This is a genomic window from Curtobacterium sp. PvP017, assembly GCF_054060195.1.
This window is the reverse complement of record NZ_JBSSCY010000001.1, coordinates 598,141-622,892: the sequence shown is the minus strand read 5'-3', so window position 1 is coordinate 622,892 and position 24,752 is coordinate 598,141. Positions and strand designations below refer to the sequence as shown.

Below are 24,752 nucleotides of genomic sequence, written 5' to 3'. Positions count from 1 at the left end.
GCGCGGCGGCCTCACTCGTGCCGGTGCTCGGACGCCGGGTCCACCGCCGGCCACACGGGGAACGGGTCGGCCCACCCGCGCCAGAGGTCCGGCCCGGCGAGCAGCTCCGATGGCGTGAGGAGCGCGCCGTCGAGGGCCCGTTCGATCGCGTGCACGTCGAGCCGCTCGCCGACGAACCACAGCGCCTGCCCGATCGGGGCGTCGGCGTCCCACGACGGGTTCGCGGTGGGGTCGAGCGCGAGCATGGCCCCGAAGCTCGACCACGAGCCGACGTGGTCCGGCCGGGACGCCAGGCGGAAGAACCCGCGCGACCGCAGCACGCGGCCGTTCACCCCGGCGGACAGGTCCTCGGCGATGACGGACGCAAGTCGTCCGGGGTGGAACGGCAGCGGTTCCCGGTAGCGCATCGCGACCAGGTCGTCGCGGGCGTCCCGTCCGGTGTCCGCGCCGCTCGACAGTGCCCGCATCCAGCCGGCGCCGGATGCCAGGACCCGTGCGGCCCCGCCGTTCGAGGCGGGCAGGTCGCGTGCGGTCCGGAGTGCGGGCAGCGCCACGACGACGGCCTGCGGCGCGAGGCGGTGCAGCAGCGCGACCAGGGCACGACGGCGGCGGAGGGGGAGCGGCGCGAGACGGTCGAGCGCGATGACGGTCGCGTACTCGACGAGCGATGCGACCCGGTCGGCGGCCACGAACGCGTCGTCGACGTCGGACCACAGCAGGTGCGCGACGTCGTCGGCGCGCAGCACCCCGACGACGTGTCGGAGCACCCGGTCGTCACCGGTCTCCGAGCGTGCGGCGTTCGCGAGCAGCATGCCCACGGCGCGGGCGTCGGAGCCGGGCTGCAGGGTGACGACGAGGCCGTGGTCGGCGTCGGGGCCGCACACGCGGTCGAGGTGGTCGGCCCGCTCGGCGACCGCGCGGGCCGCCGCGAACGCGCTCCCGTCGACGTGCATCCGGTGCCCCGTGGCGATCCGGGCGGCGACGCGGTCGGCGTCGACCTCGTGGAGGGCGGTGACGAGGGTGATGGCAGCAACACGCATGTCGGGTACCCTACCTGAAAACCGTTCTCAACAAGAGGGCGCCGACGGAGGAGAACCATGAAGGTCCGCAACTCGCTCAAGGCACTCAAGAAGATCCCCGGCTCGCAGGTCGTCCGGCGTCGGGGTCGCGTCTACGTCATCAACAAGCAGAACCCGCGGTGGAACACCCGGCAGGGCTGACGTCGGCGGTGGTCCGTAGGGTGGATCCATGCGACTGCTGCTCATCCGCCACGGCCAGACCCCCGCGAACGTGAACGGCGTGCTCGACGCCGTGGTGCCCGGGCCTGGCCTGACCGAGCTCGGCCAGCAGCAGGCGGACGCCCTGCCCGCGGCCCTGGCCGACCGGGGGATCGAGCGGCTCTTCGCCTCGACCATGGTCCGGACGCAGATCACCGCGGCACCCTTGGCGGCGTCGCTCGGGCTCGAGCCCGTCGTGCTCCCCGGACTCCGTGAGATCGAGGCCGGCGACACCCAGGGAAAGCGCGACACGGTGTCCGTGCAGACCTACATCTCCACCGTGCACGGCTGGTCCGGCGGAGACCGCACGACCCGGATGCCCGGCGCGGAGAGCGGGATCGAGTTCTTCGAGCGGTACGACGACGCCGTGCGGCAGATCGAGGCCACCGGCGTCGGCGTGGCGGCGGCGGTGAGCCACGGTGCGGCGATCCGCACCTGGGCGAGCGCGGCCGCCGACAACACCCCGGACCACTTCGGCACCAAGCGCCACCTGGAGAACACCGGCATCGTCGAGCTCGAGGGGTCCTTCGCCGACGGCTGGCACCTGGTCGACTGGGAGGGTGAGCCGGTCGGCGGCGACCAGCTCATCGACCGCACCGCGCTCGACCCCACCGGCGAGCGTTTCTGACGCGACCAGCGGCTCGCAGACGCGACCAACAACGGACGGGAGGCCCGGTACCAGCTGGTACCGGGCCTCCCGTCCGTCTCGTGGTCGCGTCGACTACGCGAGCTGCGACGCCGACGTCAGCGGCACGATCACGCGGTGCGCCTCGCGCAGCACGTCGAGCGTGCGCTGGACCTCGTCCGCGCGCTCCTCGGGCGTCCAGTCGAGCGCTCCGGCGAGCACGTCGGCCAGCTCGTCGAGCAGGTCGATCGTGACGCCGCCGACGAACGCCAGGTTCGTGCGGCGCAGGACGACGTCGACCAGGTGGACGGCCTGCTCGTGCTCGGCGAAGTACGCGACCTCGGCGCGGGTGAGCGACGGGTCGGACTCGAGCGCCTCGACGGGGCCGTCGGTCAGGACGTCCACGACCTCGGCGGCACGGGTGCCGTACCGCTCGAGCAGGCCCTCGACCAGGGACTCGTCCAGGCCGTCACGGTGCGAGGTGATCCACAGGGCGCGCTGCGCGTCGGTGGTCGGGAACTCCTTGCCACCGCCGATCGGCATGCCGGTGGTGTCGACCGTGCGGGTCATGCCGAGCTTCGTGGTGGCCTCGGTCGACAGGTGTGCGGCGAGGGCGCGGAACGTCGTCCACTTGCCACCGACGAGCGACAGCACGGTCGACTTCGGCAGCCCGGCGATCTGCGTGTCCACGATCCGGTAGTCACGCGACACGAAGCCGGGGGCGGTGTCCTCGTGACGGGGGAGCGGGCGGATGCCGGAGTAGCTGTAGACGATGTGGTCGCGGGTGACGTCGATCTGCGGGAACACGTGCTTCACGAGCCCGAAGAAGTAGTCGATCTCCTCGTCGGTCGTCGTGACCGGCTTCGACGGGTCGGCGTCGATGTCGGTCGTGCCGATGAGGACCCGGCCCTTGAGCGGGTAGATGAGGACGATGCGTCCGTCGTCGTTCTCGAAGAACAGCTCGCGGCCCTTGGTGGCCTCGAGCAGCTCGTCGTTCTGGACGACGATGTGCGAGCCCTTCGTGCCGCCCATGAACTTCGTCTCGCCGCCGAACGCCTCGTTCGTCAGGTCGGTCCAGGGGCCGGATGCGTTGATGACGACGTCGGCGGTGAACACGAACTCCGAACCGGTCTCGCGGTCGCGCAGGAGCACGCCGCCGTCGCGGGTGCCGGCGGCCTCGACGTAGTTGGTGGCGCGGGCGGTGGCGGCGGAGCCGGTCCCGGTGCCCGCGGCGATGCCGTCCTTCAGGACGTCGAGCGCCAGGCGCTCGGGCTCGTGCACGCTCGCGTCGTAGTAGGTGCCCGTGTACTTCAGGTCCTTGTTGAGGGCCGGCATGTCCTCGAGCGCGGCCTTCTTGGTGCGGAAGACGTGCTTCGGGACGGAGCCGCCGTCGCGCGAGAAGGAGTCGTAGATCGTCATGCCGATCTTGATGAGCATCGCGCCGCGCTCCTTGGTGGAGCGCTGCTTGTGCGTCAGCATGCGCAGCGGGGCGTTCATGATGCCCGAGAACGTCGAGAAGATCGGCATCGTCGTCTGCAGCGGCTTGACGTAGTGCGGGGCGATGCGGATCAGGCCGTTGCGCTCTTGCACGCTCTCGCGCACCAGGCGGAACTCGCCGTTCTCCAGGTAGCGGATGCCGCCGTGGATCATGTGGCTCGACGCCGCGGACGCGCCGGAGGCGTAGTCACCGCGCTCGACGAGGGCGACGTCGACGCCCTGCAGCGCGAGGTCGCGGAACGTGGCGATGCCGTTGATGCCGCCGCCGACGACGAGGACCTGCGCGTTCGGGCGCTCGGTGAGGGCGGTCACCGTGTTCCGGGGCTGTGTCTTCTTCGACATGGTTCGTCGCTTCCTTCGTCTGTTCTCGTGGTCAGGATCGATCGTGCGCCGGTTTGGGAGGTCGGGCAACTCACGTGCACGAACGTGCAGCACACGTGTCGTGCGCCCCGATCGGGGGACCGGGAGGCGCGACAGGGGTTGCAGAGGCCGTGCACGTCCGTGCATGGTTGCGTTCGACAGATCGGAGCACCATGAGCGATGCGGCTCAGCCCATGCGCACGCAGCAGGCGCTGCGCGCCGCACACCTGTACTACCTGCAGGACCTGACGATGGACGCCATCGCCGACGAGCTCGCGACCTCGCGCTCCTCGGTGTCGCGCCTGCTGAAGTACGCCAGGGACACCGGACTCGTCGACATCCAGATCCGCTCGCCCCTGGACCAGGCCGCTGCCCTGAGCCGCAGCATCCGCTCGCGGTTCGGCGTGCACGCGCACGTGGTCCCGGTGCCGGACCACACGAGCGACGTCGACCGCCTGGAGCGGGTCGCCCTCTCCGCCGCCCGGATCCTGACGCAGTACGTCGAGTCGAACATGGTCATCGGGATCTCATGGGGCTCGACGGTGAGCGCGGTCAGCCGGTACCTGGTGCCGAAGACCACGCACGGGTCGACCATCGTGCAGATCAACGGCGCCGCGAACACCCGGACCACGGGCATCGTCTACGCCTCGGAGATCCTGCGGCGGTTCGGCGAGGCGTACGGCGCGTTCGTCCAGCAGTTCCCGGTGCCGGCGTTCTTCGACGACCCCGCCACGAAGGAGGCGCTGTTCCGCGAGCGCTCGATCCGCCGTGTGCTCGACCTGCACGAACGGATGGACCTGGTGGTGTTCGGTGTCGGCGCCCCGCAGGCCCCGGTGCCGTCGCACGTCTACTCCGGCGGCTACCTCGACCCCGCGGACCGCGACGAGCTCACGAAGGCCCAGGTCGTCGGCGACGTCTCGACCGTGTTCTACCGGGCCGACGGGTCGTGGCGGGACATCGGGGTGAACGCGCGCGCGGGCGGCCCGGACCTCGACACCATCAAGCGCGCTCCGCGTCGGGTGTGCGTCGTCGCGGGCCGGTCGAAGGCGGCGTCGTTGCGGGGCGCACTGGCCTCCGGGCTGGTCACGGACCTGATCCTGGACGAGAGCGTCGGGCAGGCGATCCTGCAGCCCTGAGTCAGGATGTGACGCAGGTTTGTCGGTGGTCGCTCGTAGGTTCTCGGACATGGTGCTTTCCCTCGAACGACCGAGCAGCCGGTACTCCCGTCGGGTGGTCGGCAGCGACGTCGACCAGGCGCTCGCGTTCTTCGGGCGCGACTACGACTTCCGGGCGCCCGCGGTCCGGCGCACCCGCCCGACCGCGCACTGGGACTTCGCCGGCGTCGGCGACGACCGGATGTCGTTGCGCTCGTCACGGTTCATGGTCGACCTGCGCAGTGAGAGCCAGGTCGACGACGAGTTCCTGGTGGCCTGGATGCGGAGCGGCTCGAGCCGGATCACCTGCGGTGGCGAGACCTGGGCGCTCGAAGCGGGCGTCCCCGTCGTGCTGCCGTTCGCCGAGCCGTACTCCCTGCACCACCGCGACATCGCGTTGAACCTCGTGCACCTGGACCGCGACTTCGTCCGGGCGCTGGTCGGCGACGACGACTTCGCGTTCGAGTCGATGCAGCGCCCGACGGCTGCGGGTCTGGCCGTCTGGCAGGACGTGGTCCGGGCGCACTCGTCGACGTGGCTCGACGTCGACCACGACCTCGACCCGATCGCGCAGCGCGACATCGCCGAGGCGTTCGCGACCGCCGCCGTCCGCGCCTTCCCGCGGCGCGACCGGTGGCGGTCGACCGTGTCCGGCGGCGGCCCGGAGCACGGCCGACTCCGCCGGGCGCTCGACTTCGTGCACGATCACGCCCGTGAGCCGATCGGCACGCCGGAGATCGCCGCGGCCGCGGGGCTCAGCCCACGCGGACTGCAGCAGTCGCTGCGACGACACCTCGACCAGACCCCCGGCGACCTGCTGCGCGGGGTGCGACTCGACGGTGCGCGGGCGGACCTGCTCGGGGGTGCGCGCGACGAGACCACGGTCGCCGACATCGCCCGGTCGTGGGGCTTCGGGCACCTCGGGCGGTTCTCGGCGACGTACCGCACCCGCTTCGGCGAGCTGCCGAGCGAGTCGCTCCGCGCACGCTGACCGCCGTGGGTGCCGAGCCGGGGGAGTCGAGCCCGCGGCGGTAGCGTGACGACATGGACACCGTCGTCACCGCGCTCCGCGCCGCCCTGCACGACCCGGACGGCGCCGTCGTCCGGACCGACCCGGGCGTGCTCGACGCCGCGCGGACCGACAAGTCCGGCTGGATCGCACCGGGCGGGCCGGTCGCCGTCGTCGAGGCCCGGACCGTCGAGCACGTGCAGGCGACGCTCCGCACCTGCTCGGCGCTGGGTGTGCCCGTCGTCCCGCGTGGCGCCGGCACCGGACTGGCCGGCGGCGCGAACGGCACCGAGGGCACGGTGGTACTCAGCGTCGCGCGGATGGACCGCATCGTCGAGGTGTCGGTGGAGGACGAGCTCGCCGTCGTCGAACCCGGGGTGCTGAACGGTGCGCTGAACGCCGCTGTCGTCGAGCACGGGCTGCGCTTCGCGCCGGACCCGGCGAGTGCGGCGATCGCGAGCATCGGCGGCAACATCGCCACGAACGCCGGGGGCCTGCGGTGCGTCAAGTACGGCGTCACGCGCGAGGCCGTGCTCGGACTCGACGTCGTGCTCGCCGACGGTCGGCTCGTGTCGACCGGCCACCGCACCGTGAAGGGGGTGACCGGTCTCGACCTGACGGCGTTGCTCGTCGGGTCCGAGGGCACGCTCGGTGTCATCGTCGGCGCGACCGTCCGACTCGTGCCGGTCCCGGCGGGGGAGCCGGCGACGCTCGGGGCCGTCTACCCGACGGTGCAGCAGGCCGCGGCCGCGGCGGCGGCCGTCGTGGCGGGACCGGAGCGGCCGTCGACGGTCGAGTTGCTGGACGCGCTCGCCCTCGAGGGGATCGCGGCGTACCTGGGGCCGGAGGTGTTGTCCGAGACGGTGGGGAGCGGTTCGGCGGGCGGGGTCTTCCTGCTCGTGGAGTTCGACGGCGCGGGCGCGACCGAGGCGGCGCTGGGAGCCGTGCCGCGCCTCCAGGCCGAGGGCGGGACCGTGCACCTGGCCGGGTCGGCGGCGGAACGCGAGCGCCTGCTCACCATCCGCCGGTCGTTCCACGCCGCGATGGAGGCGCGCGGTCGGGTGCTCATCGAGGACGTCGCGGTGCCGCGCAGCCGGCTCGCCGAGATGTTCGCACGCGTCGAGGCGATCGGTCGGCAGTACGGTCTCGCGATTCCCACCGTGGCGCACGCCGGCGACGGCAACCTGCACCCGAACTTCGTCTTCGACGGCGACGAGGTGCCTGCCCACGTCTGGGACGCCGCCGACGCGGTGTTCCGTGCGGCGATCGAGCTGGGCGGGACCCTGACCGGCGAGCACGGGGTGGGGGTGCTGAAGCGTCGGTGGATCGGTGACGAGCTCGGCGACGACGTGCTCGACCTGCAGCGGGGGATCCGGCGGGTGTTCGACCCGGCGGGCATCCTCAACCCGGGGAAGGTCTTCTGAGCACGACGTTCCGAATTCCATCGCACGGATTCGCAGCGGATGATCCGGATGTTCGGCCGTAACCTCAGCGCAACGAATCCGGCGCTGAATGGTGTGGACGAGAGCACCACCCACGAAGGAGTCTGCGATGCGCATCGGCGTCCCCACCGAGATCAAGAACAACGAGTACCGCGTGGCGGCCACCCCGGCGGGTGTCGCTGAGCTGACGCTGCACGGCCACCAGGTCCTGGTGCAGGCGGGGGCCGGCACCGGATCGGCGTTCCCCGACGACGAGTACCGGACCGCCGGCGCCGAGATCGTCGACACCGCGGACGAGGTCTGGGCGCGCGCGGACCTGATCCTCAAGGTGAAGGAGCCGGTGGCGTCCGAGTACCCGCTCATCCGGCCGGGTCAGGTGCTCTTCACCTATCTGCATCTGGCGGCCGACCGCCCCCTGACCGATGCGCTCATCGGCTCAGGGGCCACCGCGATCGCCTACGAGACCGTGCAGCTGCCGGACCGCTCCCTGCCGCTGCTGTCGCCGATGTCCGAGGTCGCCGGACGGCTGTCCGCCCAGGTCGGCGCCTACCACCTGATGCGCACGAACGGCGGCCGCGGACTGCTGCTCGGTGGGGTGCCCGGCACGCCGAAGGGTCGCGTCGTCGTGATCGGCGGCGGTGTCGCGGGTGAGCACGCCGCGACGATGGCGCTCGGCATGGGGGCCGACGTCACCGTGTTCGACATCAGCCTGCCCCGACTGCGCGCACTCGACGCCCGGTTCGACGGCCGCATCACCACCCTGCGGTCCTCCGCGCACGCCATCGCCTCGGAGCTCCGGGACGCGGACCTGGTGATCGGCTCCGTGCTCATCCCCGGGGCGTCCGCGCCGAAGCTCGTCACCGACGCCATGGTCGCGGACATGCGGCCGGGATCGGTGCTCGTCGACATCGCGATCGACCAGGGCGGCTGCTTCGAGGGCTCCCACCCGACCACCCACGACGACCCGACCTTCGCGGTGCACGACACCGTGTACTACTGCGTGGCGAACATGCCCGGTGCCGTGCCGCGCACCTCGACGATCTCGCTGACGAACGCGACGCTGCCGTACGCCGTGGCGATCGCCGACCGCGGGTGGGAGGCCGCGCTGGCCGCCGACCCGTCGCTCGCCCTCGGCCTGAACGTGCACGCCGGCCAGGTCACGAACGAGGCCGTGGCGGCTGCGCACGGGTTGGTGGCGTCCGCGCGGTAGGGCGCCGGGCGCCGGAAGCCGGGCGCCGGGCGCCGGGCGCCGGGCGCGGGCCGCGGAACGCGAAACGCGAAAGCGACAGTCTGCCGCGGAACATCCGCGGCAGACTGTCGCTTTCGCGGCACGGACCGGCTCGGCGCCGCGAGAAGTGTCGCTTTGCCGGGGAAGACCGCGGCGAACAGGCCCGCTCAGGCCGAGACTCGGGCCAGCCCGCGCGCGCCGGACCAGCCCGCACGCGCTCGCACCACCACCGTCACCACCACGACGGCGGCGGCTGCGACCACCGCGGCGACGGCGGTCGGCGTCGACACCAGCGGGCCGTCGAGCCGCGCGACCGCGACCCACGCCAGACCCCAGGCCAGCGAGAGCATCGGCGCCAGGCGGCCCCGACCCCACACCGCCAGCAGCAGCCCGACGAGCCCGGCCACCGCGGCGACCAGCACGCCCCAGACGTCCTGCCCGAGGTCGAAGCCCCGGAAGCCCGCTGCCGTCAGCACCGCAGCCGTGTTCGCCGCCGTCGCGACGCACACCCACCCGAGGTAGAGCCCGAACGTACCGTCGGTGATGATCGCCTCGACGATCCCCGAGGGCTTCGTCCGCCGCAGGATCGTGAAGGTCCAGACCAGCACCGCGAGCAGGGCGACGATGATCGGCTCGCTCGCCCACAGGAACCCGAACTGCACCGACAGGATCCACGCCGCGTTGAGCAGCAGCGACAGGATCGCCGGTACCGCCAGTGTCGCGTGCCGGGCGTCGTCCGACGTGCGGAAGAGCTGCCGGATCGCGTAGGCGATGAGGCCGACGTAGACGACGCTCCAGATCGAGAACGCGGGGCCGTCCGGCGCGATCGCCGTCGACGAGGCGGACAGCGCCCCACCGGCGGCGTCCTGGATCGGTGTCCCACCGGCCGCGCCGGACCCGACGAAGGCCCCGACCACCGCGACGACGGCGCTCACGGCGACCGCGATGCGCTTCCAGATCTTCTTCATGACCGTCCCTTTCGTCAGCATGCTGATGAACTGCACCGTAGGCGCGCGGCCGGGCCGGGTGCGCAGCGTGCGTTCAGCCAGCGGGGGACGGGCGCGGCCGTCCGCCTCTCCCGCGCCACCTGCGTACGGTGGTCGCGTGAGCGTCGAGATGAACACCGTGTACGTCGACCGGATCGCCCCGATGGCGAGTCCGTCGCTGGACGACACCTTCCGCATGCTCGACGAGCAGGGCGCGAGCGCGTGCATCGTGCTGTACCAACCGGACGCCCAGGAGCTCGGTGACGTCGCGGTGGCCCTCGGCCTGCACGAGCTCGCGGTCGAGGACTCCGCCGAGGGGCACCAGCGACCGAAGCTCGAGCGGTACGGTTCGACGCTCTTCGTGGTGCTCAAGCCCGCGCTGTACAACGACGGGCAGGAAGAGGTGGCGTTCGGCGAGGTGCACGCGTTCGTCGGCGAGGACTTCTTCCTCGTCGTGGTGAAGGCCGACCCCCGTGGCAGGTCGACCGTGCCGCGTGCGCTGCAGCGGATGAGCGGCAAGCCCGGACTGGTGACGGTCGGACCGCAGGCGCAGCTCTGGGCGCTGATGGACACGATCGTCGACGGCTACGTGCCCGTCATCGACGGGCTGGAGGAGGACATCAACCAGATCGAGGACCAGCTGTTCGCCGGCGAGGCAGGGGTCTCCCGCCGCGTCTACGAGCTGTTCGGCGAGGTCGTCGACTTCCAGCGCGCGGCCCGACCGCTCATCCACATCATCGAGAACCTGCACCGCGGTGCCGAGAAGTACCACCTGCCGATCGAGATGCAGCGCCGGTTCCGCGACGTCCTCGACCACGCCATCCGCACGGTGGAACGGCTGGACACGTTCCGGCAGCTGCTGCAGAACGCACTGACGGTCGACTCCACCCTGGCCGCGCAGAAGCAGAACGACGACACGAAGCGGATCTCCGGCTGGGCGGCGATCCTGTTCGCCCCGACCCTCATCGCGGCGATCTACGGCATGAACTTCACCCACATGCCGGAGCTGACGTGGACGTGGGGGTACCCGCTGTCGATCGTCGGGATGATCCTGTTCGCCGCGATCCTGTGGGTGGTGTTCAAGGTCAAGCGCTGGTTCTGACGGCAGGCAGGACGACCGGGAGGCCCGGTGCCGGTGATCGGAGCCGCTAGGGTTTTCGACATGCCGCGCTCCGGACACGCGACCCCCGTCTGGGCGCTCAAGCTCGCAGTCGTCACCGCCCTGGTGGGCGTCTCCGGGGGCATCGCCGGCATCGCCGTGTGGCTCGCCCTGCAGCTCATCCAGTTCGTGGCCTTCGGCTACGGTTTCGGCGGGCACCTCGAGGCGGCGGACGCGCCCTCGGCGCTGAACCGGTTCCTCGCGCTCGTGGCCGCCGGTGTCCTGACGGGCTTCGCCTGGTGGGCGCTCCGGCGCTGGGGCCACCCGATCGTGTCGGTCACCGCCGCGGTCGACGGCAAGCGGATGCCCGCGCTCGCGACCCTGGCGAACGCCGGCGTCCAGATCCTGGCGGTCGGTCTCGGTGCCTCGATCGGCAAGGAGGTCGCCCCGCGCGAGGTCGGCGCCTGGCTCTCCCAGCTCGTCACCCGTCGTGCGGGGCTGACCCCGCGCGAGACGAAGATCCTGGTCGCATGCGGAGCAGCGGCGGGTCTCGCGGCGGTGTACGACGTGCCGCTCGGTGGGGCGCTGTTCGCCGTGGAGGTCCTGCTCGGCGAGATCAGCTTCGCCACGGCCCTGCCCGCGTTCGCCACGAGTGCCGTCGCCGCGTTCGTCGCCCGGCTCGTGATCCCGGACGAGGTGCTCTACCACGTGCCGGCCATGCACATGTCGCCATCGCTGCTCGTCTGGGCGATCGTCGTCGGACCGGTCCTCGGCCTTGCCGGCGTCGGGTTCGTGAAGCTCACCAACCGGCTGCAGGGCATCGCCCCCAAGGGGTGGCACCTACTCGTCGTGCTGCCGGTGGTGTTCGCGATGGTCGGGCTCATCGCCGTGCCGTTCCCCGAGATCCTCGGCAACGGACGGGCACTGGGCCTCGTCGCGATGAACGCCTCGCTGGACGACGGCACCGTCGCCGGACTGGCGCCCATCGTGCTGCTCCTGCTGCTCGGCATCGTCCGCACCATCACCACCTCGGCCACCATCGGTGCCGGCGCGGTCGGTGGCACCCTGACGCCCTCGATCGCGATCGGGTCGGCGATCGGCGGCGGTCTGGGCGGCGCATGGCTCCTGCTCTGGCCGGCCGACGGTCCGGGCCTGGCAGCGTTCGCGTTCGTCGGCGCCGCGGCGTTCCTGGCGACCACGATGCGGGCCCCGTTCACCGCGCTCGTCCTGGTGGTCGAGTTCACGCAGGAGGGCACCGACATCCTCATCCCCTCACTCCTCGCGGTGTCCGGGGCGGTCGCGGTCGGCTACGTCCTGGCACGGCGACGCAGCGCGCAGATGGTCTGAACACTCCGTCACGGTCCGGCACGGACGGCGGCTCCGCGGCCTACCATCTGCGGCATGACGGAGCGACGGGCTCCGCACCGAGCTGAGGAGCAGGTCATGGCGGGGTTCGACGACATCACGAAGAAGGCCCAGGACTTCCTGAAGGACGGCAAGGTCCAGGACGCCCTGAAGAGCGAGAAGGCCGAGGACATCAGCGACAAGGTCCTCGGTGGCGTCGCCGACGCGGTCAAGAAGGCCACCGGCGGCAAGTACGACGACAAGATCGACGGTGCCCGCGACGCTGCGGACGAGAAGATCGGCAACGAGTAGCTCGTACGGTGCGACGGCCCAGGACCCGGCGTGGTCCTGGGCCGTTCCCGTGCCGACTGGACGCCGTCGGGAACAACGGCCACCATTGACGGGTTGCTCCGGACAGCAACACCAGGAGGACGAGACGTGACAGTCGTGGCGCCGAACCAGCCGCTCACCGAGGCCGAGGTCGAGACGATCAAGTCCGACTTCCCGATCCTCGCGCAGGACGTGAACGGGCAACCGCTGGCGTACCTGGACTCCGGGGCGACGGCCGAACGGCCGACCCAGGTCCTCGACGCCGAACGTCGGTTCCTCGAGCACGACAACGCCGCCGTCCACCGCGGGGCGCACACGCTCGCGGCGCTGAGCACCGACGCCTACGAGGACGCCCGCGCAACCGTCGCCGACTTCATCGGCGCTGCCGGGCCGAGCGAGGTCGTGTGGACCGCGAACGCCACCGACGCCCTCAACCTCGTCGCGTACGGCATCGCGAACGCCAGCCGGGGCCGCGGCGGAGTCGACGCCGCTCGCTTCCGCATCGGGCCCGGTGACGAGATCCTGGTGACCGAGGCCGAGCACCACGCGAACCTCGTGCCGTGGCAGGAGCTCGCCGCCCTGACCGGTGCGACGCTCCGCTGGGTCCCGGTCGCCGACGACGGCACCTGGACCGCGGAGGACGCCGCCGCCCTGATCACCGACCGCACGAAGGTCGTCGCGTTCGCCCACGTCTCGAACGTCACCGGCATGGTCGCGCCGGTCGAGCAGATCGTCGGTCTCGCCCACGCCCGCGGTGCCCTGGTCGTCCTCGACGCCTGCCAGTCCGCACCGCACCGGCCGCTCGACGTGCAACAGCTCGGCGTCGACTTCGCCGCGTTCTCCGGCCACAAGATGCTCGGTCCGAACGGCATCGGCGTGCTCTGGGGTCGCAGCGAACTGCTGAACGCACTGCCGCCGTTCCGCACCGGCGGTTCCATGATCACCACCGTGACCATGCAGGCGTCGGAGTTCATGCCGGCACCCGAGCGGTTCGAGGCCGGCACGCAGCCCGTGTCGCAGGCCGTCGCCCTGGCCGAGGCGGTCCGCTACCTGCAGGGCATCGGCATGGAGCGGGTCCGCGCGCACGAGGAGCACCTCGCCCGCCGGATGCTCGACGGTCTGGCCGCCGTACCGGGCATCCGCGTGGTCGGTCCGCCGGTCGGCGTCCCGCGATCGGGCCTGGTGTCGTTCGACGTCGACGGGGTGCACGCCCACGACGTGTCGCAGTACCTCGACGCGCAGGGCATCGCCGTCCGCTCGGGGCACCACTGCGCGCAGCCGCTGCACCGCCGCCTCGGCCTGGTCGCCACCAGCCGTGCCAGCACCTACGTGTACACGACCGAGCACGACGTCGACCGGTTCCTCGCAGCCGTCGCCGAGATCCGCGACTACTTCGGAGCGACCGCGTGAACGCCCTCGACAGCCTGTACCAGCAGGTCATCCTCGACCACGCCAAGGCGCGGCACGGCGACGGTGTGATGACGGACGCGGACGCCTCGCACTTCGAGCGGAACCCCACGTGCGGCGACGAGATCACGGTCAGCCTGCGGCTCGATCCCGGCACCGACCGCATCGCCGGGCTCGCCTGGCAGGGTGACGGGTGCTCGATCTCGATGGCCTCGGCATCGGTCCTCACCGACATGGCCGTCGGCCGAACGGTGCCCGAGTTCCTCGCACTGACCGAGGAGTTCCGCACCATGATGCGTTCACGCGGCGTCGGTGAGCCCGACGAGGACGTCCTCGAGGACCTCGTCGCCTTCCACGGCGTCTCCAAGTTCGTCATGCGCGTCAAGTGCGGCATGCTCGCCTGGGTCGCGGCGGAAGCCGCCGCGCGCGAGGCGACCGCGTCCCGCTGAGCCGGGTGCGGCTCGCGACCGCGATCACCGGCCGACCGGGAGGCCCGGTGCGGGCCCGCCCCGCGCCTCCCGTCCGCAGCTGGTCGCCGACCGGGCCCGGGATGGCTTGCACGGTGTGCCGATCGGAGGGGCGCGGTGATCTTCGAGACTGAGCGACCCGGCGCAGGCCGGGCCGACGCGATCGTGCGGGCCTACCTGACCGAGGTCGCGTCGAGGTGGTACGGGCGGGCGGCGACGTCGGCCGAGGTCGACCGCGCGATGCTCGACGAGCCGTTCGACGACCTGCAGGGGGACTCCGGGCTGCTCGTCGTCGCCGTCGACGGGGGAGCGGCGATCGCCTGCGCCGGCGTGCGCTTCGTGGGTGCCGTCGGCGAGCTGACGAAGGTCTTCACCCTGCCGGAGTACCGCGGCCGAGGTGTCGGTTCGGCGCTGTTGCGTCACGTCGAGGGCCGCTGCCGGGCGCGCGGAATCACGTCGTTGCGCCTGGACACCCGCGCCGAGCTCGTCGAGGCCTGTGCACTCTACGAACGGCTCGGGTTCGTCCGGGTCGCCCCGTTCAACGCGGACCCGTACTCGGACCGCTGGTACGAGAAGCCGCTCAGGGGAGCGTGACGACGAGCTTCCGGGCGGAGACACCGGCGCGGAGCTCGGCGAGGGCATCGGGGATCGCGGCGAGTCCGGATCCGACGACGGATGCGGTCGGCGTCGCCTGGTACCGACCGGTGCGGAGTGCCTCGGGCAGGAAGTCGCGGTAGATCGCGGGGCCGACCTCCGATTCGGTCGGGCGGCCGCCCCAGATCGCGGTGATGTGGACGCCGTGTCGACGCTCGAGCCGCGCACGGATCGTCGTCACCGGCGTCGGGTACGCCGATGCGAGTCGGCCGGACCCGGTGGCTGCCCGGACGATCGGGAGCGTGCGGGTCAGCGAGCCCTGGCCGAAGGCGAGGGTACCGGCGAGCTCGCGGTCGGCGAGTGCGACGAGGACGCGGCGTGCGGCACCGTCGTCGCGGTAGTCGAACACGGCCTCGGCACCGAGGGACTGCACGAACCCGTGGTTCTTCGGCGACGCGGTGCCGATCACGGCGTACCCGGCGGCTCGGGCGAGCTGGACGGCGTTGGCGCCGACACTCGTCGACGCGCCCCACACCAGGACGACCCCCGGGCGCTCGGACGTGTCGGCCGTCGGGAGTGACAGCGCGAGCTGGTCCGGTTCGAAGAGCCCGGCCGCTGCGGTCGAGACGGCGAGCGGCATGACCGCTGCCTGCTCGACGGGCAGGTCGTCCGGCACCGGGGTCGTCACACGTTCGAGCAGCAGGACCTGGTGCTGGAAGGCTCCTTCGGCGGAGCTGTTCCGGTGCTGCTCCTGCCCCGCTGCGTGCCCGACGACCCGGTCGCCCACGCGGAAACGCTCGACGCCGGCGCCGGTCGCGACGACGGTGCCGGCGACGTCCGACCCGAGCACCGCCGGGAACCGGAGCTTCGGGAACACCAGGTGTCGGAAGAGTCCCCCGACGGCGTCGACCGGGTTCACGGCGACGGCTTCAGCCCGGACGACGAGTTCGCCGGGGCCGGGCTGGGGGACCGGCGCGGGGCCGACGGCGAACCGCCCGGTCGACGTGGTCCAGAGTGCTGCGTTGTCCGTTGACGACATGGTGTCCGGATCCCTTGCTCGAAGTGGGTCATGACACGACGTGTCATCGACCATTCAATCATGACACGGCGTGTCATCACCACTACTGTGGACCCATGCGTTGGTCTCCGGATGCCCGAGGGCGACTCGAGCGAGCGGCCTTCGAGCTCTTCGCCGAGCAGGGCTACTCGGCGACGACCGTGCCGCAGATCACCGCACGTGCGGGGCTCACCACCCGGACCTTCTTCCGGTACTTCGCCGACAAGCGCGAGGTGATCTTCGCCGGCGACGAGATCCCCGACCTCGCCCGAGCCGCCATCGAGGCCGCACCGGCAGGGATCGACCCGCTCGACATCGTCGTGCACGGTCTCCGCCGGGTCGCCGACGGGCGGTTCGAGGGGCATCACGACCAGGTCGGTGCGGTGCGGCGGCTGGTGCTGTCCGAGCCCTCACTGCGGGAGCGCGACGCCCGGAAGCGCGCTGACCTCACCGACGCGGTCCGTGCGGCGTTCGTCGCCCGGGGCCTCGACCGGCCCGAATCCGCTGTGATCGCGGAGACGACCGTGATGCTCTTCCACCTGGCACTCGAAGCGTGGCTCACGGGCCCCGCTGAGCGCCGGATGGCCGACGTGGTCGACGAGCAGCTCAGGATGCTCCGTACCGTGCTCGGTCAGGACCGCGCAGGGTCATGAAGACGTCGACGTCGTCCTCGGTGTCGACGACGAACCCGTGCCGCTCGTAGAGCCGCCGCGCGGCGCTGCCCTGCAGGACGTTCAGTCGCGTCGCACCCGGGTGGGCTTCGGACAGGATGCTCCGGAGCACGGTCGATCCGACGCCACGCCCCTGTACCTCGGGTGCGAGGTAGAAGTGCTCGACCCAGCGGGTGTGGTCGTCGATCCGTGTGGCGATCGAGCCGACATCGCGGCCGTCCACCACGACGACACGGGTGTGCTCGGGCGCGAAGGCATCCCGCATCCGTTGCCGGACCCGGACCGCGTCGAAGCGGCCGAGACGCTCCAGGTCGACGCGGAGGACCTGCGCACGCAGTTCCACGAGCCACTCGATGTCCTCGGAGATGCTGTCCCGCAGTGCGACGTCCACCCGTCGAGCCTACGAGTCAGCGGTCAGGCTGCTCGACCGGCGGGCGGCTCGGAACGGTCAGCGCGTCCGAGGGTGATCCCGAGTGCGATCTGCACGATGCCGAACAGGATCAGGAAGCCCGCGATCGCGACGACGGCGAGCGCTGCTCCGATGGACGGCAGGTTGATCACGAGCACGCCGATGACGATGCTGAGCACCGCGGCACCGATGGTCAGCGCACGGTTCGTCGGTGTCGGGGCGTAGAGCAGTGTGATGCCCTCGAGCAGCCATGCGAAACCGATCACGAACGCGATCCACCGCACCCCGACCGGCGGGGCGACGAGCGCGACGATGCCGCCGGCCAGGATCAGTGCACCGAGGACGACCAGGCCGATGCGGCGGCCGGTGCCGATCCCGCGGGCGAACGCACGGACGATCATGGACAGTCCGGACACCAGCAGGTAGACGCCGAACACCCATGCGACCGCGAACAGTGTCGCGTGTGGGAGCACGAGCGATGCGACGCCGACGAGGACCGCCACGATGCCGACGATCAGCAGCGCGGTCCGCAGTCGTCGGTCCCCGCCGACGTGGGTGACGTCGTCGTCCTGCAGCGCCATGGGTGTCCGCCCTTCCCTGAGAGGATCTGGTCCTTCGCGCTTCTGCGTCAGGGCTACTCCTCGGAACCCCCTGTGTCCGGTGTCCGTGCGGACGCATCGGTCCGCGCGAGGTCGATGCGGCTCGGCGGACGTGCCGGCCACGTGACGAGTAGCAGCACCGCGAGGGGACCGAACAGCAGCGTGAGGACGAACCAGGTCCACGCCGATCGGTTCCGGGTCCGGGCGAATCCGCCGGCGAGCATCGCGACGCTGAGCCAGAGGCTCGACAGGGACAGGCCGGTGAAGTCCTCGTGCACGCTGTCACCCGCCGACGACGCTGAAGGAACCGCGGGACGTCCAGAAGGTCGCGTCGTACTGGACGGTCACGTACGCAGCGAGCGCCTTGAACGTCGCCGACCTCGAGAACTGGTGCGAACGCGTGTTCAGGATCCCCGACGACACGTCCCTCGAGTACACCACGCCGAACCCACCGGACCCGACGAGCCCGTAGGCGCGGATGTGCTCGGCGGCGCGGAGCTTCCGGACCTGTGAGTTCCCGGTCGCTGTGTAGCCGGTACGCCAACTGTTCGTGATGCCGTTGCCGATGACCGATCCGTGGCAGCCCTGTGCGCGTCCTCGGCCGTTCACGCCGCCGGTCCTCACGGTGTTGAAGCAGTTCGCTGCCGCGCCGCGGGTCCCGGGCGCTGCGACCGCGGTACCGATCGACTTGATGAACCGCTCGTCCTCAGGGGAGAGCTCGTCGCCCACCTCGTAGCGCTCCGAGATCTCCTGCAGCCGGGCGTCGTTCGGTGGAAGCGCCGCGTCGGTCGCGGCGTGCGCGGGAGCGGCGATGCCCGCCGAGAGGAACGCCGCGGTGGCGGCCGCTGTGAGCCCGAAGCGCAGGACGGAATGAAGTGCAGTCGTCATGATCTCTCCTCTGATGGATGACGACGACAGCCTGACGTGCATACATATATTTCAAAAACCGACACGCTGACATGCGGAATTGGCGTTCAACATATACAAAACCAGATTCTACGAACGGTCACGAGGTGGTACGAAGTGCGCGCACCATGCTGCGCAATGCCCCCCGCGCCGCTGTCTGCTGCTCGTCGGACAGCCCGCCGAGCATGCGGACCTCGACACCGCGGACGGCTGCACTCGCTCGCTCGAGGCTCGTGCGGCCGCTCGCCGTCAGTCGTGTCGGGAGCGCCTTGCCGACCGGCGCCTCGGTGGCCCGCGTCACGAAGCCGTCCCGTTCCAGCGCCTGCAGCAGCACGTTCATCGACTGCCGGGTGACGAACGCGCCGCGCGCGAGCTCGGAGTTCGACAGCCCGGGCCGCTGCGCCAGGAGTTCGAGGCACGAGTAGTGCGTCATCGTCATGCCGAGCGGGCGCAGCACCCCCTCCATCGCGGTGCGGAGCGCGCTTGCGGCCTCCTTCAGCAGGTACCCGAGGGACGTCTCGAGGTCGATGACGTCGATGACGTCGCTGGCGTCCCTGGCGTTGTTGCTGCCGTCTTGACTCATGTCAGTAGTCTGACATAGATTGTCTCGTGTCAGAAGACTGACACAACACGAAGGAGCACCACATGCCCGTCTCCGGCCCCGACTTCATCTCCCTGCAGACCCGCGACCTGGCGGCGTCGCAGGCGTTCTACGAGCAGTACCTCGGTCTCGTCCGCTCGCAGGCCGGCCCGCCGCACGCCGTCGTCTTCGAGACGACGCCCATCGCCTTCGCGCTGCGGGACATCGTCCCCGGCACCGACCTCGACGCGGTCGCGCAACCGGGCATCGGGGCGGCGATCTGGCTCCACGCCACCGACGTGCAGGCCATCCACGACGCACTCGCGGCCGACGGTCACACGATCGTCTCGGCGCCGATCGACGGCCCCTTCGGCCGCACGTTCACGTTCGCCGACCCGGACGGCTACCAGGTCACGCTGCACGACCGCGCCTGAGTCGCGGCCGGCGCACCGCCGCACAACACCAGCGCGTCGACAGCCGGCCGTCGACAGCTGCGGGCCGTCACGCTTCGTCACGATGCATGACGGAAGCAGGAGCCGCACGTAGCGTCGCCAGGCGTGACCAGCAGCAGCGAGCCCCGGCAGATCCGCTTCAACGCGTTCGACATGAACTGCGTCGCGCACCAGTCCTCCGGACTGTGGCGGCACCCGCGTGACCGATCGCGGGACTACCGCGACCTGACCTACTGGACCGACCTGGCGAAGACGCTCGAGGGCGGCGCGTTCGACGGCATCTTCATCGCCGACGTCCTGGGGACGTACGACGTCTACGGCGACTCGAACGAGGCTGCGCTCCGCACCGGCTCGCAGGTGCCCGTGAACGACCCGATCCTGCTGGTGTCGGCGATGGCCTCGGTGACCGAGCACCTGGGCTTCGGCATCACGGCGGGGACGGCGTACGAGCACCCGTACCCGTTCGCCCGGCGCATCTCCACCCTCGACCACCTGACCAAGGGGCGGGTCGGTTGGAACGTCGTCACCGGGTACCTGCCGAGTGCCGCGCGCAACATGGGGCAGACCGACCAGCTGTCGCACGACGACCGGTACGACGTGGCCGACGAGTACCTCGAGGTCCTCTACAAGCTGTGGGAGGGCTCGTGGGAGGACGACGCGGTCGTCGCCGACCGCGAGTCCGGCGTCTTCACCGACCCGGCGAAGGTGCACCCGATCGAGCACCACGGCACGCACTTCGACGTGCCGGGCATCCACCTGTCCGAGCCGTCGGTGCAGCGGTCGCCCGTCATCTACCAAGCGGGCGCGTCGCCGCGCGGCATCCGCTTCGCGGCCGAGAACGCCGAGGCGGTCTTCGTGGGCGCCCCGACCGTCGAGCAGCTCGCGTCGACCGTCGCGAAGGTCCGTGACGCCCTGGAGGCAGCTGGTCGCGACCGGTACGCCGCCCGCGTCTACACACTGCTCACCGTGATCACGGACGCCACCGACGAGCTGGCACAGGCGAAGTACGAGGACTACCTGTCGTACGCGTCGGAGCTCGGCGCGCTGGTGCTCAACTCCGGGTGGATGGGCGTCGACCTGTCGCAGTGGGACCTCGACGAGCCCCTCGGTGACGTCGAGTCGAACGCGATCCAGTCGGCGGCGGCGAACATCGCGGCGGCGACGGGTGAGGACGGCAGTTCGTGGACGATCCGCGACCTCGCCCGGCACACGGCGATCGGTGGACTCGGTCCGGTCGCGGTCGGCGGGGGAGCGACCATCGCCGACCGGCTGCAGGAGATCCAGGAGCTGACCGACGTCGACGGGTTCAACCTGGCGTACGCGGTGACGCCGGGCACGTGGGAGGACGTCATCGAGTTCGTCATCCCGGAACTCCGGGCCCGCGGCGCGTACCCGACCGGCTACGAGCCCGGGTCGCTGCGGCACAAGCTGCACGGCCGCGGGGACCGGCTGCCCGACGAGCACCGTGGGGCGTCGTTCAGGATCGGCAGCAGCGCGGTCGTAGGCTGATCGGGTGATCGAACCGTCCGTGTCCGTGCGTCCAGCGGCCCCGGACGAGGTGTCGGCCTGCGTCGACCTGTGGGTCGCAGCGGTCGCGGCGCGGGACGGCGTGCCGGAGTCCGGTGCCGTGCGAGCCCGCGCAGCGTCGAAGTTCGCCGTGCCGCGGGTCGCCTTGGTCGTCGCTGCGGGAGCGGCCGGCACGATCGACGGGTTCGCGCTCGTGACGGCTCCGGGGACCGGCCGGTCGACCGACCCGTCCGACGCCGCGTACCTGTCCCTGCTCGCCGTCCGTCCGGACGTGCAGGCGCGGGGTGTCGGCCGCGCGCTCCTGGCTGCGTCGGTCGACGCGGCGACGGCTGCGGGACACCCCGCGGTGGTGCTGCACGCGCTCGCCGGCAACGAGCGGGCGTTGCGGCTCTACGAAGCCGGCGGGTTCCGGGCGGACGGGGTCGAGTTCCCGCACGCCCTCACCGGCAAGCCGACGCGGACGTACATCGCGACGGGCTCGGTGCGCTGACCCTCAGACGCGCCACTTGCGTCGCGGGGCGTGATCCTCGTACGACTGCCTGCTCGGGTAGGTGATCAGCTCGATCGTCGACCCCCACGGGGTCCCGACGTAGACGAACCGGTTGCCGTACCCACCCTCGTTGCCGCCCAGGTCCCGTGGGTCGGCGTAGCGCTGACCCCCGGCGGTCTCGAGGTGCGACAGCGCGTGGTCGATGTCGTCGACGTAGAACGCGACGTGCTGCCAGCCGATGTCGCTCGCCCGGGCTGCCGGGCGTTGATCGGGACCGTGGTACTCGAAGAGCTCGAGGCCCGGGCCGTTGGGCAGCGCGAGCATCCGCAGCGCGCCCTGGGCCATCGTCTTCGGGATGCCGAGCCGGCGCTGCACGTCCGGTTCGCCGCGGAGCGGTTCGCTCCGGAGGAACCGGTCGTAGAGCGGGACCGCGTCGAGTCCGAGGACGAAGAAGTCGGTCGCCTGGTCGATGTCGGGCACGGTGAGGCCGATGTGGTCGATGCCGTGCGCGGTGCTGGGGGTGCCCGTCGGGGTGCTGACGGTCGGGGTGCGTGTCGCGGTGGTGCCGGATGGGCGTGGCGCAGTGGTCATGGTGCCGTCTCCCCTGAGTTCGGCTCGGACGTGATCCATCCGAGTAGAACCGGTGCGCCGGGTGGCGACAAGCGGACTGCGGCGAGCGTGCGGAGAACCGCCGTGATCCTGCGTGATCAGCCGACCGCGGTCCACTCCGGGTAGGTTGCCGACCTGCCGTCGCCCGACGACCGCCGGGTGATGCGGCGCTGCACCCAGGGCAGGACGTGCTCGCGGTAGTAGCGGAGTTCCTCGGCGAGCCGGGCCCGGCCGGTCGGCTCCGACACCGGCTCGGCGGGCAGGGGGCCGTCCCCGATCGCGTGCAGGGCGAGGTCGGCGACGCGCTGGTGGCCGGTGTCGTTCATGTGCAGCCGGTCCTCGGACCAGAACTCCGCGCGGCGCAGGTGGGGATCGCGGGACACGTCGACGAAGGGCAGGTCGTACCGGCGGGCGAGGTCGGCGAGGGCATCGGCCCAGGCGTCGCCGCGCGCGTTGATGAGGTGTCCCAGCGGGAGCCGGGCGCTCGGGTCGGCCGGGCTGAGCAGCGCCAGGTGGACGCCGCGGTCCAGGATCGTCCTGACCGCTTCCTCGAGCGGGGCGACGAGGGCACGGGCGTCGAACCGCGGCCGCAGCAGGTCGTTGCCGCCGGCGCAGAAGGTGACGAGCGTCGGCGCGGGGTCGAGCGCCAGCGCGGCGTCGAGCTGGTCGTCGAGGACCCCGGCGAGCAGGCGCCCGCGGACGGCGAGGTTGGCGTACCGGACGTCGGCGTCGTGCGCTCGGGCCATGCCGCTCGCGAGTCGGCCGGTCCAGCCGGGGAACGGTACGACACCGGCGTCGCCGAGGCCCTCCGAGAAGCTGTCGCCGATCGCGACGTAGCGGATGGTGTCAGGCATGCGGCCATCATCGTGCACACACCTGTGCACGTTCTGGTTCGGAACGAGCGTTTCAGGACCGCGTCCACGACACACGACCGTTACACGAGGGAAACGGCGGGCGCGAAGAGGCTCCCTAGCTTCTGTGGTGGAGGCGATCACCGCCTCCGCACCCCACTCCCTCGGAGGACGCCATGGCTACCGATCTCGCGACACCCGTCGCAGCGCCCCACGCCCCCACCACGACCGCCGCACCCGCAGGTGCCGGCGTCGTCAAGCCCGGGTACGACCCGGCGCTCACGAACGAGGACCTCGCCCCGCTGCGCAAGCAGAGCTGGACGAGCTACAACTTCTTCGCGTTCTGGATGTCCGACGTGCACTCGGTCGGCGGCTACGTCACCGCCGGCTCGCTCTTCGCGCTCGGCATCGCGAGCTGGCAGGTGCTCATCGCCCTGGTGGTCGGCATCCTGATCGTCCAGGTCTTCGCCAACCTCGTCGCCAAGCCCTCCCAGCGCACCGGGGTGCCGTACCCGGTGATCAACCGAGCGGTGTTCGGGGTGCTCGGCGCGAACGTCCCGGCGATCATCCGTGGCCTCATCGCGATGGCCTGGTACGGCGTGCAGACGTTCCTGGCCGCGCAGTCGCTCAACATCATCTTCCTGAAGTTCATCCCCGCCTCGGCCGGGCTGCTCGAGCACTCGTTCCTGGGGCTGTCGGCGCTCGGCTGGATCTCGTACGCGATCCTGTGGGTCGCGCAGGGCGCCCTGTTCTGGATGGGCATGGAGGCCATCAAGAAGTTCATCGACTGGGCGGGCCCGGCGGTGTACGTCGTGATGATCGCGCTGGCGATCTACCTCGTCAGCCAGGCTGGCATCGGCAACATCTCGTTCACGCTGTCGGTGGGGGAGCCGCTGTCCTTCGGTGCGTCCATCCCGGTCATGCTGTCCGCGGTCGCCCTGGTGGTCAGCTACTTCTCCGGCCCGATGCTCAACTTCGGTGACTTCTCGCGCTACGGCAGGTCGTTCCGGTCGGTCAAGCGCGGCAACTTCTGGGGCCTGCCGATCAACTTCCTGTTCTTCTCGGTGCTCACCGTGCTGTGCGCGAGTGCGACGGTGCCGGTGTTCGGCAAGCTCATCACCGACCCGATCGAGACGGTGCAGGCGATCGGCGCCCCGTTCGCGATCCTGCTCGGCGGTCTGACCTTCGTCACCGCGACGGTCGGCATCAACATCGTCGCGAACTTCATCAGCCCCGCGTTCGACTTCTCGAACGTCGCGCCGCGCACGATCTCGTGGCGAGCCGGTGGCATGATCGCCGCGGTCGGCTCCGTGCTGCTCACCCCCTGGAACTGGTACGGCAACGACCAGGCGATCCTGTACACGCTCGGCGTGCTCGGTGCCCTGATCGGACCGCTGTTCGGCATCCTGATCGCCGGGTACTACATCGTCGGGAAGCAGCGGATCGCCGTCGACGACATGTACACGAAGGACACCTCGGCCCGGTACTGGTACCGCGGCGGCTTCAACCCCAACGCCATCGGCACCCTCGTCGTCACCGGTGTGGTCTCGGTCGCCAGCGCGGTCCTGCCGCCAGCCCTCGGGATCCTGCCCGGGCTGAACAACTACAGCTGGTTCATCGGCTGCGGCCTGGGACTCGTGGTCTTCTGGGCCCTCGAGCGGGTCCGGCCGAGCATGCCGGAACTCGCTGCGGACGACCCGACGGTCGACGACGGCGCCGCCGTCGGACGAGCCTGAGACGCCCCAGCGACAGCGACCCACCAGCGACACCCGCACCACCGGA

At 71.1% G+C, this 24,752-nt stretch carries 27 protein-coding genes and 1 pseudogene; 17 read left to right on the top strand and 11 right to left on the bottom strand.

The genetic code is table 11. The features are described 5' to 3' along the window. Positions 1-11: 11 nt before the first annotated feature. A complete protein-coding gene (locus tag ACVKXF_RS03045; RefSeq protein ID WP_456794779.1) occupies positions 12-1,040 on the bottom strand; it encodes a GTP-binding protein in 1,029 nt (342 codons plus the stop codon). A gap of 57 nt (positions 1,041-1,097) precedes the next feature. On the opposite strand from ACVKXF_RS03045, the gene ykgO reads away from it, so the two are divergent. Further along, positions 1,098-1,220, top strand: a complete 123-nt coding sequence (ykgO, locus tag ACVKXF_RS03040; protein ID WP_022905672.1) for a type B 50S ribosomal protein L36 — start codon at positions 1,098-1,100, stop codon at positions 1,218-1,220. Positions 1,221-1,248: 28 nt separating this feature from the next. Continuing rightward, the gene (locus ACVKXF_RS03035) at positions 1,249-1,905 is read left to right on the top strand and encodes a histidine phosphatase family protein (RefSeq protein ID WP_456794778.1); all 657 of its coding nucleotides are present in this window, start codon (positions 1,249-1,251) and stop codon (positions 1,903-1,905) included. Positions 1,906-1,998: 93 nt separating this feature from the next. Here the strand turns inward: ACVKXF_RS03035 and ACVKXF_RS03030 are convergent, their stop codons facing one another. Beyond that, positions 1,999-3,741, bottom strand: coding sequence for an FAD-dependent oxidoreductase (locus ACVKXF_RS03030; RefSeq protein ID WP_456794777.1), 1,743 nt, complete (start codon positions 3,739-3,741; stop codon positions 1,999-2,001). 191 nt (positions 3,742-3,932) lie between these two features. Here ACVKXF_RS03030 and ACVKXF_RS03025 point away from each other — a divergent pair, with 191 nt between their 5' ends. The 4 genes from ACVKXF_RS03025 to ald all read left to right on the top strand — a co-directional run bounded on the left by ACVKXF_RS03025 (position 3,933) and on the right by ald (position 8,574). Next, the gene (locus ACVKXF_RS03025) at positions 3,933-4,895 is read left to right on the top strand and encodes a sugar-binding transcriptional regulator (RefSeq protein WP_165901120.1); all 963 of its coding nucleotides are present in this window, start codon (positions 3,933-3,935) and stop codon (positions 4,893-4,895) included. Positions 4,896-4,944: 49 nt separating this feature from the next. Further along, a complete protein-coding gene (locus tag ACVKXF_RS03020) occupies positions 4,945-5,904 on the top strand; it encodes a helix-turn-helix transcriptional regulator (protein WP_456794776.1) in 960 nt (319 codons plus the stop codon). A 53-nt stretch (positions 5,905-5,957) separates the two neighbouring features. Then, positions 5,958-7,346: an FAD-binding oxidoreductase gene (locus ACVKXF_RS03015; RefSeq protein ID WP_456794775.1), complete on the top strand. Its 1,389-nt coding sequence runs from the start codon at positions 5,958-5,960 to the stop codon at positions 7,344-7,346. 127 nt (positions 7,347-7,473) lie between these two features. After that, a complete protein-coding gene (gene ald, locus ACVKXF_RS03010) occupies positions 7,474-8,574 on the top strand; it encodes an alanine dehydrogenase (protein WP_456794774.1) in 1,101 nt (366 codons plus the stop codon). A gap of 185 nt (positions 8,575-8,759) precedes the next feature. Here the strand turns inward: ald and ACVKXF_RS03005 are convergent, their stop codons facing one another. Then, positions 8,760-9,560 (bottom strand): tryptophan-rich sensory protein, encoded by an 801-nt coding sequence (locus ACVKXF_RS03005; RefSeq protein WP_456794773.1) that lies wholly within the window; start codon positions 9,558-9,560, stop codon positions 8,760-8,762. A gap of 136 nt (positions 9,561-9,696) precedes the next feature. Between ACVKXF_RS03005 and ACVKXF_RS03000 the strand changes: the two genes are divergently transcribed. The 6 genes and pseudogenes from ACVKXF_RS03000 to ACVKXF_RS02975 all read left to right on the top strand — a co-directional run. Next, entirely contained in the window at positions 9,697-10,680 is a 984-nt protein-coding gene (locus tag ACVKXF_RS03000; protein WP_260233135.1) for a magnesium and cobalt transport protein CorA, read from the top strand. A gap of 60 nt (positions 10,681-10,740) precedes the next feature. After that, the gene (locus tag ACVKXF_RS02995) at positions 10,741-12,024 is read left to right on the top strand and encodes a chloride channel protein (protein ID WP_456794772.1); all 1,284 of its coding nucleotides are present in this window, start codon (positions 10,741-10,743) and stop codon (positions 12,022-12,024) included. 54 nt (positions 12,025-12,078) lie between these two features. After that, entirely contained in the window at positions 12,079-12,333 is a 255-nt protein-coding gene (locus ACVKXF_RS02990) for an antitoxin (RefSeq protein WP_311316890.1), read from the top strand. A gap of 135 nt (positions 12,334-12,468) precedes the next feature. Next, positions 12,469-13,761, top strand: a complete 1,293-nt coding sequence (locus ACVKXF_RS02985; protein WP_123313969.1) for an aminotransferase class V-fold PLP-dependent enzyme — start codon at positions 12,469-12,471, stop codon at positions 13,759-13,761. Continuing rightward, positions 13,758-14,207, top strand: coding sequence for a Fe-S cluster assembly sulfur transfer protein SufU (gene sufU, locus ACVKXF_RS02980; protein ID WP_456794771.1), 450 nt, complete (start codon positions 13,758-13,760; stop codon positions 14,205-14,207). Before ACVKXF_RS02985 ends, sufU begins: the two co-directional genes overlap by 4 nt. A 126-nt stretch (positions 14,208-14,333) precedes the next feature. After that, a pseudogene (locus tag ACVKXF_RS02975) lies at positions 14,334-14,819 on the top strand (GNAT family N-acetyltransferase); the annotation flags it as partial. Here ACVKXF_RS02975 and ACVKXF_RS02970 read toward each other — a convergent pair. Next, the gene (locus tag ACVKXF_RS02970; RefSeq protein ID WP_456794770.1) at positions 14,806-15,858 is read right to left on the bottom strand and encodes a zinc-binding alcohol dehydrogenase family protein; all 1,053 of its coding nucleotides are present in this window, start codon (positions 15,856-15,858) and stop codon (positions 14,806-14,808) included. The pseudogene ACVKXF_RS02975 and the gene ACVKXF_RS02970 overlap by 14 nt on opposite strands. A 95-nt stretch (positions 15,859-15,953) precedes the next feature. Between ACVKXF_RS02970 and ACVKXF_RS02965 the strand changes: the two genes are divergently transcribed. Further along, the gene (locus tag ACVKXF_RS02965; protein WP_456794769.1) at positions 15,954-16,529 is read left to right on the top strand and encodes a TetR/AcrR family transcriptional regulator; all 576 of its coding nucleotides are present in this window, start codon (positions 15,954-15,956) and stop codon (positions 16,527-16,529) included. Here ACVKXF_RS02965 and ACVKXF_RS02960 read toward each other — a convergent pair. The 5 genes from ACVKXF_RS02960 to ACVKXF_RS02940 all read right to left on the bottom strand — a co-directional run bounded on the left by ACVKXF_RS02960 (position 16,483) and on the right by ACVKXF_RS02940 (position 19,044). After that, complete coding sequence (locus ACVKXF_RS02960; RefSeq protein ID WP_123313964.1) at positions 16,483-16,938, bottom strand: GNAT family N-acetyltransferase; 456 nt, start codon at positions 16,936-16,938, stop codon at positions 16,483-16,485. The two genes, ACVKXF_RS02965 and ACVKXF_RS02960, sit on opposite strands and share 47 nt — an antisense overlap. 23 nt (positions 16,939-16,961) lie before the next feature. Next, on the bottom strand, positions 16,962-17,537 hold the full coding sequence (locus ACVKXF_RS02955) for an HdeD family acid-resistance protein (protein WP_456794768.1): 576 nt from the start codon (positions 17,535-17,537) through the stop codon (positions 16,962-16,964). 53 nt (positions 17,538-17,590) lie between these two features. After that, a complete protein-coding gene (locus tag ACVKXF_RS02950) occupies positions 17,591-17,833 on the bottom strand; it encodes a hypothetical protein (RefSeq protein WP_456794767.1) in 243 nt (80 codons plus the stop codon). A gap of 4 nt (positions 17,834-17,837) precedes the next feature. Further along, on the bottom strand, positions 17,838-18,443 hold the full coding sequence (locus ACVKXF_RS02945) for a hypothetical protein (protein ID WP_456794766.1): 606 nt from the start codon (positions 18,441-18,443) through the stop codon (positions 17,838-17,840). A 118-nt stretch (positions 18,444-18,561) separates the two neighbouring features. Beyond that, positions 18,562-19,044, bottom strand: a complete 483-nt coding sequence (locus ACVKXF_RS02940; protein WP_456794765.1) for a MarR family winged helix-turn-helix transcriptional regulator — start codon at positions 19,042-19,044, stop codon at positions 18,562-18,564. Positions 19,045-19,106: 62 nt separating this feature from the next. Here ACVKXF_RS02940 and ACVKXF_RS02935 point away from each other — a divergent pair, with 62 nt between their 5' ends. The 3 genes from ACVKXF_RS02935 (at position 19,107) to ACVKXF_RS02925 (ending at position 21,510) form a co-directional block, all read left to right on the top strand. Further along, a complete protein-coding gene (locus ACVKXF_RS02935; RefSeq protein ID WP_456794764.1) occupies positions 19,107-19,475 on the top strand; it encodes a VOC family protein in 369 nt (122 codons plus the stop codon). A 123-nt stretch (positions 19,476-19,598) separates the two neighbouring features. After that, positions 19,599-21,002, top strand: a complete 1,404-nt coding sequence (locus ACVKXF_RS02930) for an LLM class flavin-dependent oxidoreductase (RefSeq protein ID WP_220036386.1) — start codon at positions 19,599-19,601, stop codon at positions 21,000-21,002. A gap of 4 nt (positions 21,003-21,006) precedes the next feature. Next, complete coding sequence (locus ACVKXF_RS02925; RefSeq protein WP_396289015.1) at positions 21,007-21,510, top strand: GNAT family N-acetyltransferase; 504 nt, start codon at positions 21,007-21,009, stop codon at positions 21,508-21,510. Between the two features lie 3 nt (positions 21,511-21,513). Here ACVKXF_RS02925 and ACVKXF_RS02920 read toward each other — a convergent pair whose 3' ends face one another. Together ACVKXF_RS02920 and ACVKXF_RS02915 are read right to left on the bottom strand one after the other, a co-directional pair. Then, positions 21,514-22,101 carry a VOC family protein gene (locus ACVKXF_RS02920; protein WP_123313958.1) on the bottom strand — a complete coding sequence of 196 codons (588 nt, stop codon included), beginning with the start codon at positions 22,099-22,101 and terminating at the stop codon, positions 21,514-21,516. A 116-nt stretch (positions 22,102-22,217) separates the two neighbouring features. Continuing rightward, entirely contained in the window at positions 22,218-22,973 is a 756-nt protein-coding gene (locus ACVKXF_RS02915) for an SGNH/GDSL hydrolase family protein (RefSeq protein ID WP_456794763.1), read from the bottom strand. A 173-nt stretch (positions 22,974-23,146) separates the two neighbouring features. On the opposite strand from ACVKXF_RS02915, the gene ACVKXF_RS02910 reads away from it, so the two are divergent. Beyond that, positions 23,147-24,706 carry an NCS1 family nucleobase:cation symporter-1 gene (locus tag ACVKXF_RS02910; protein ID WP_456794762.1) on the top strand — a complete coding sequence of 520 codons (1,560 nt, stop codon included), beginning with the start codon at positions 23,147-23,149 and terminating at the stop codon, positions 24,704-24,706. Positions 24,707-24,752 lie beyond the last annotated feature (46 nt).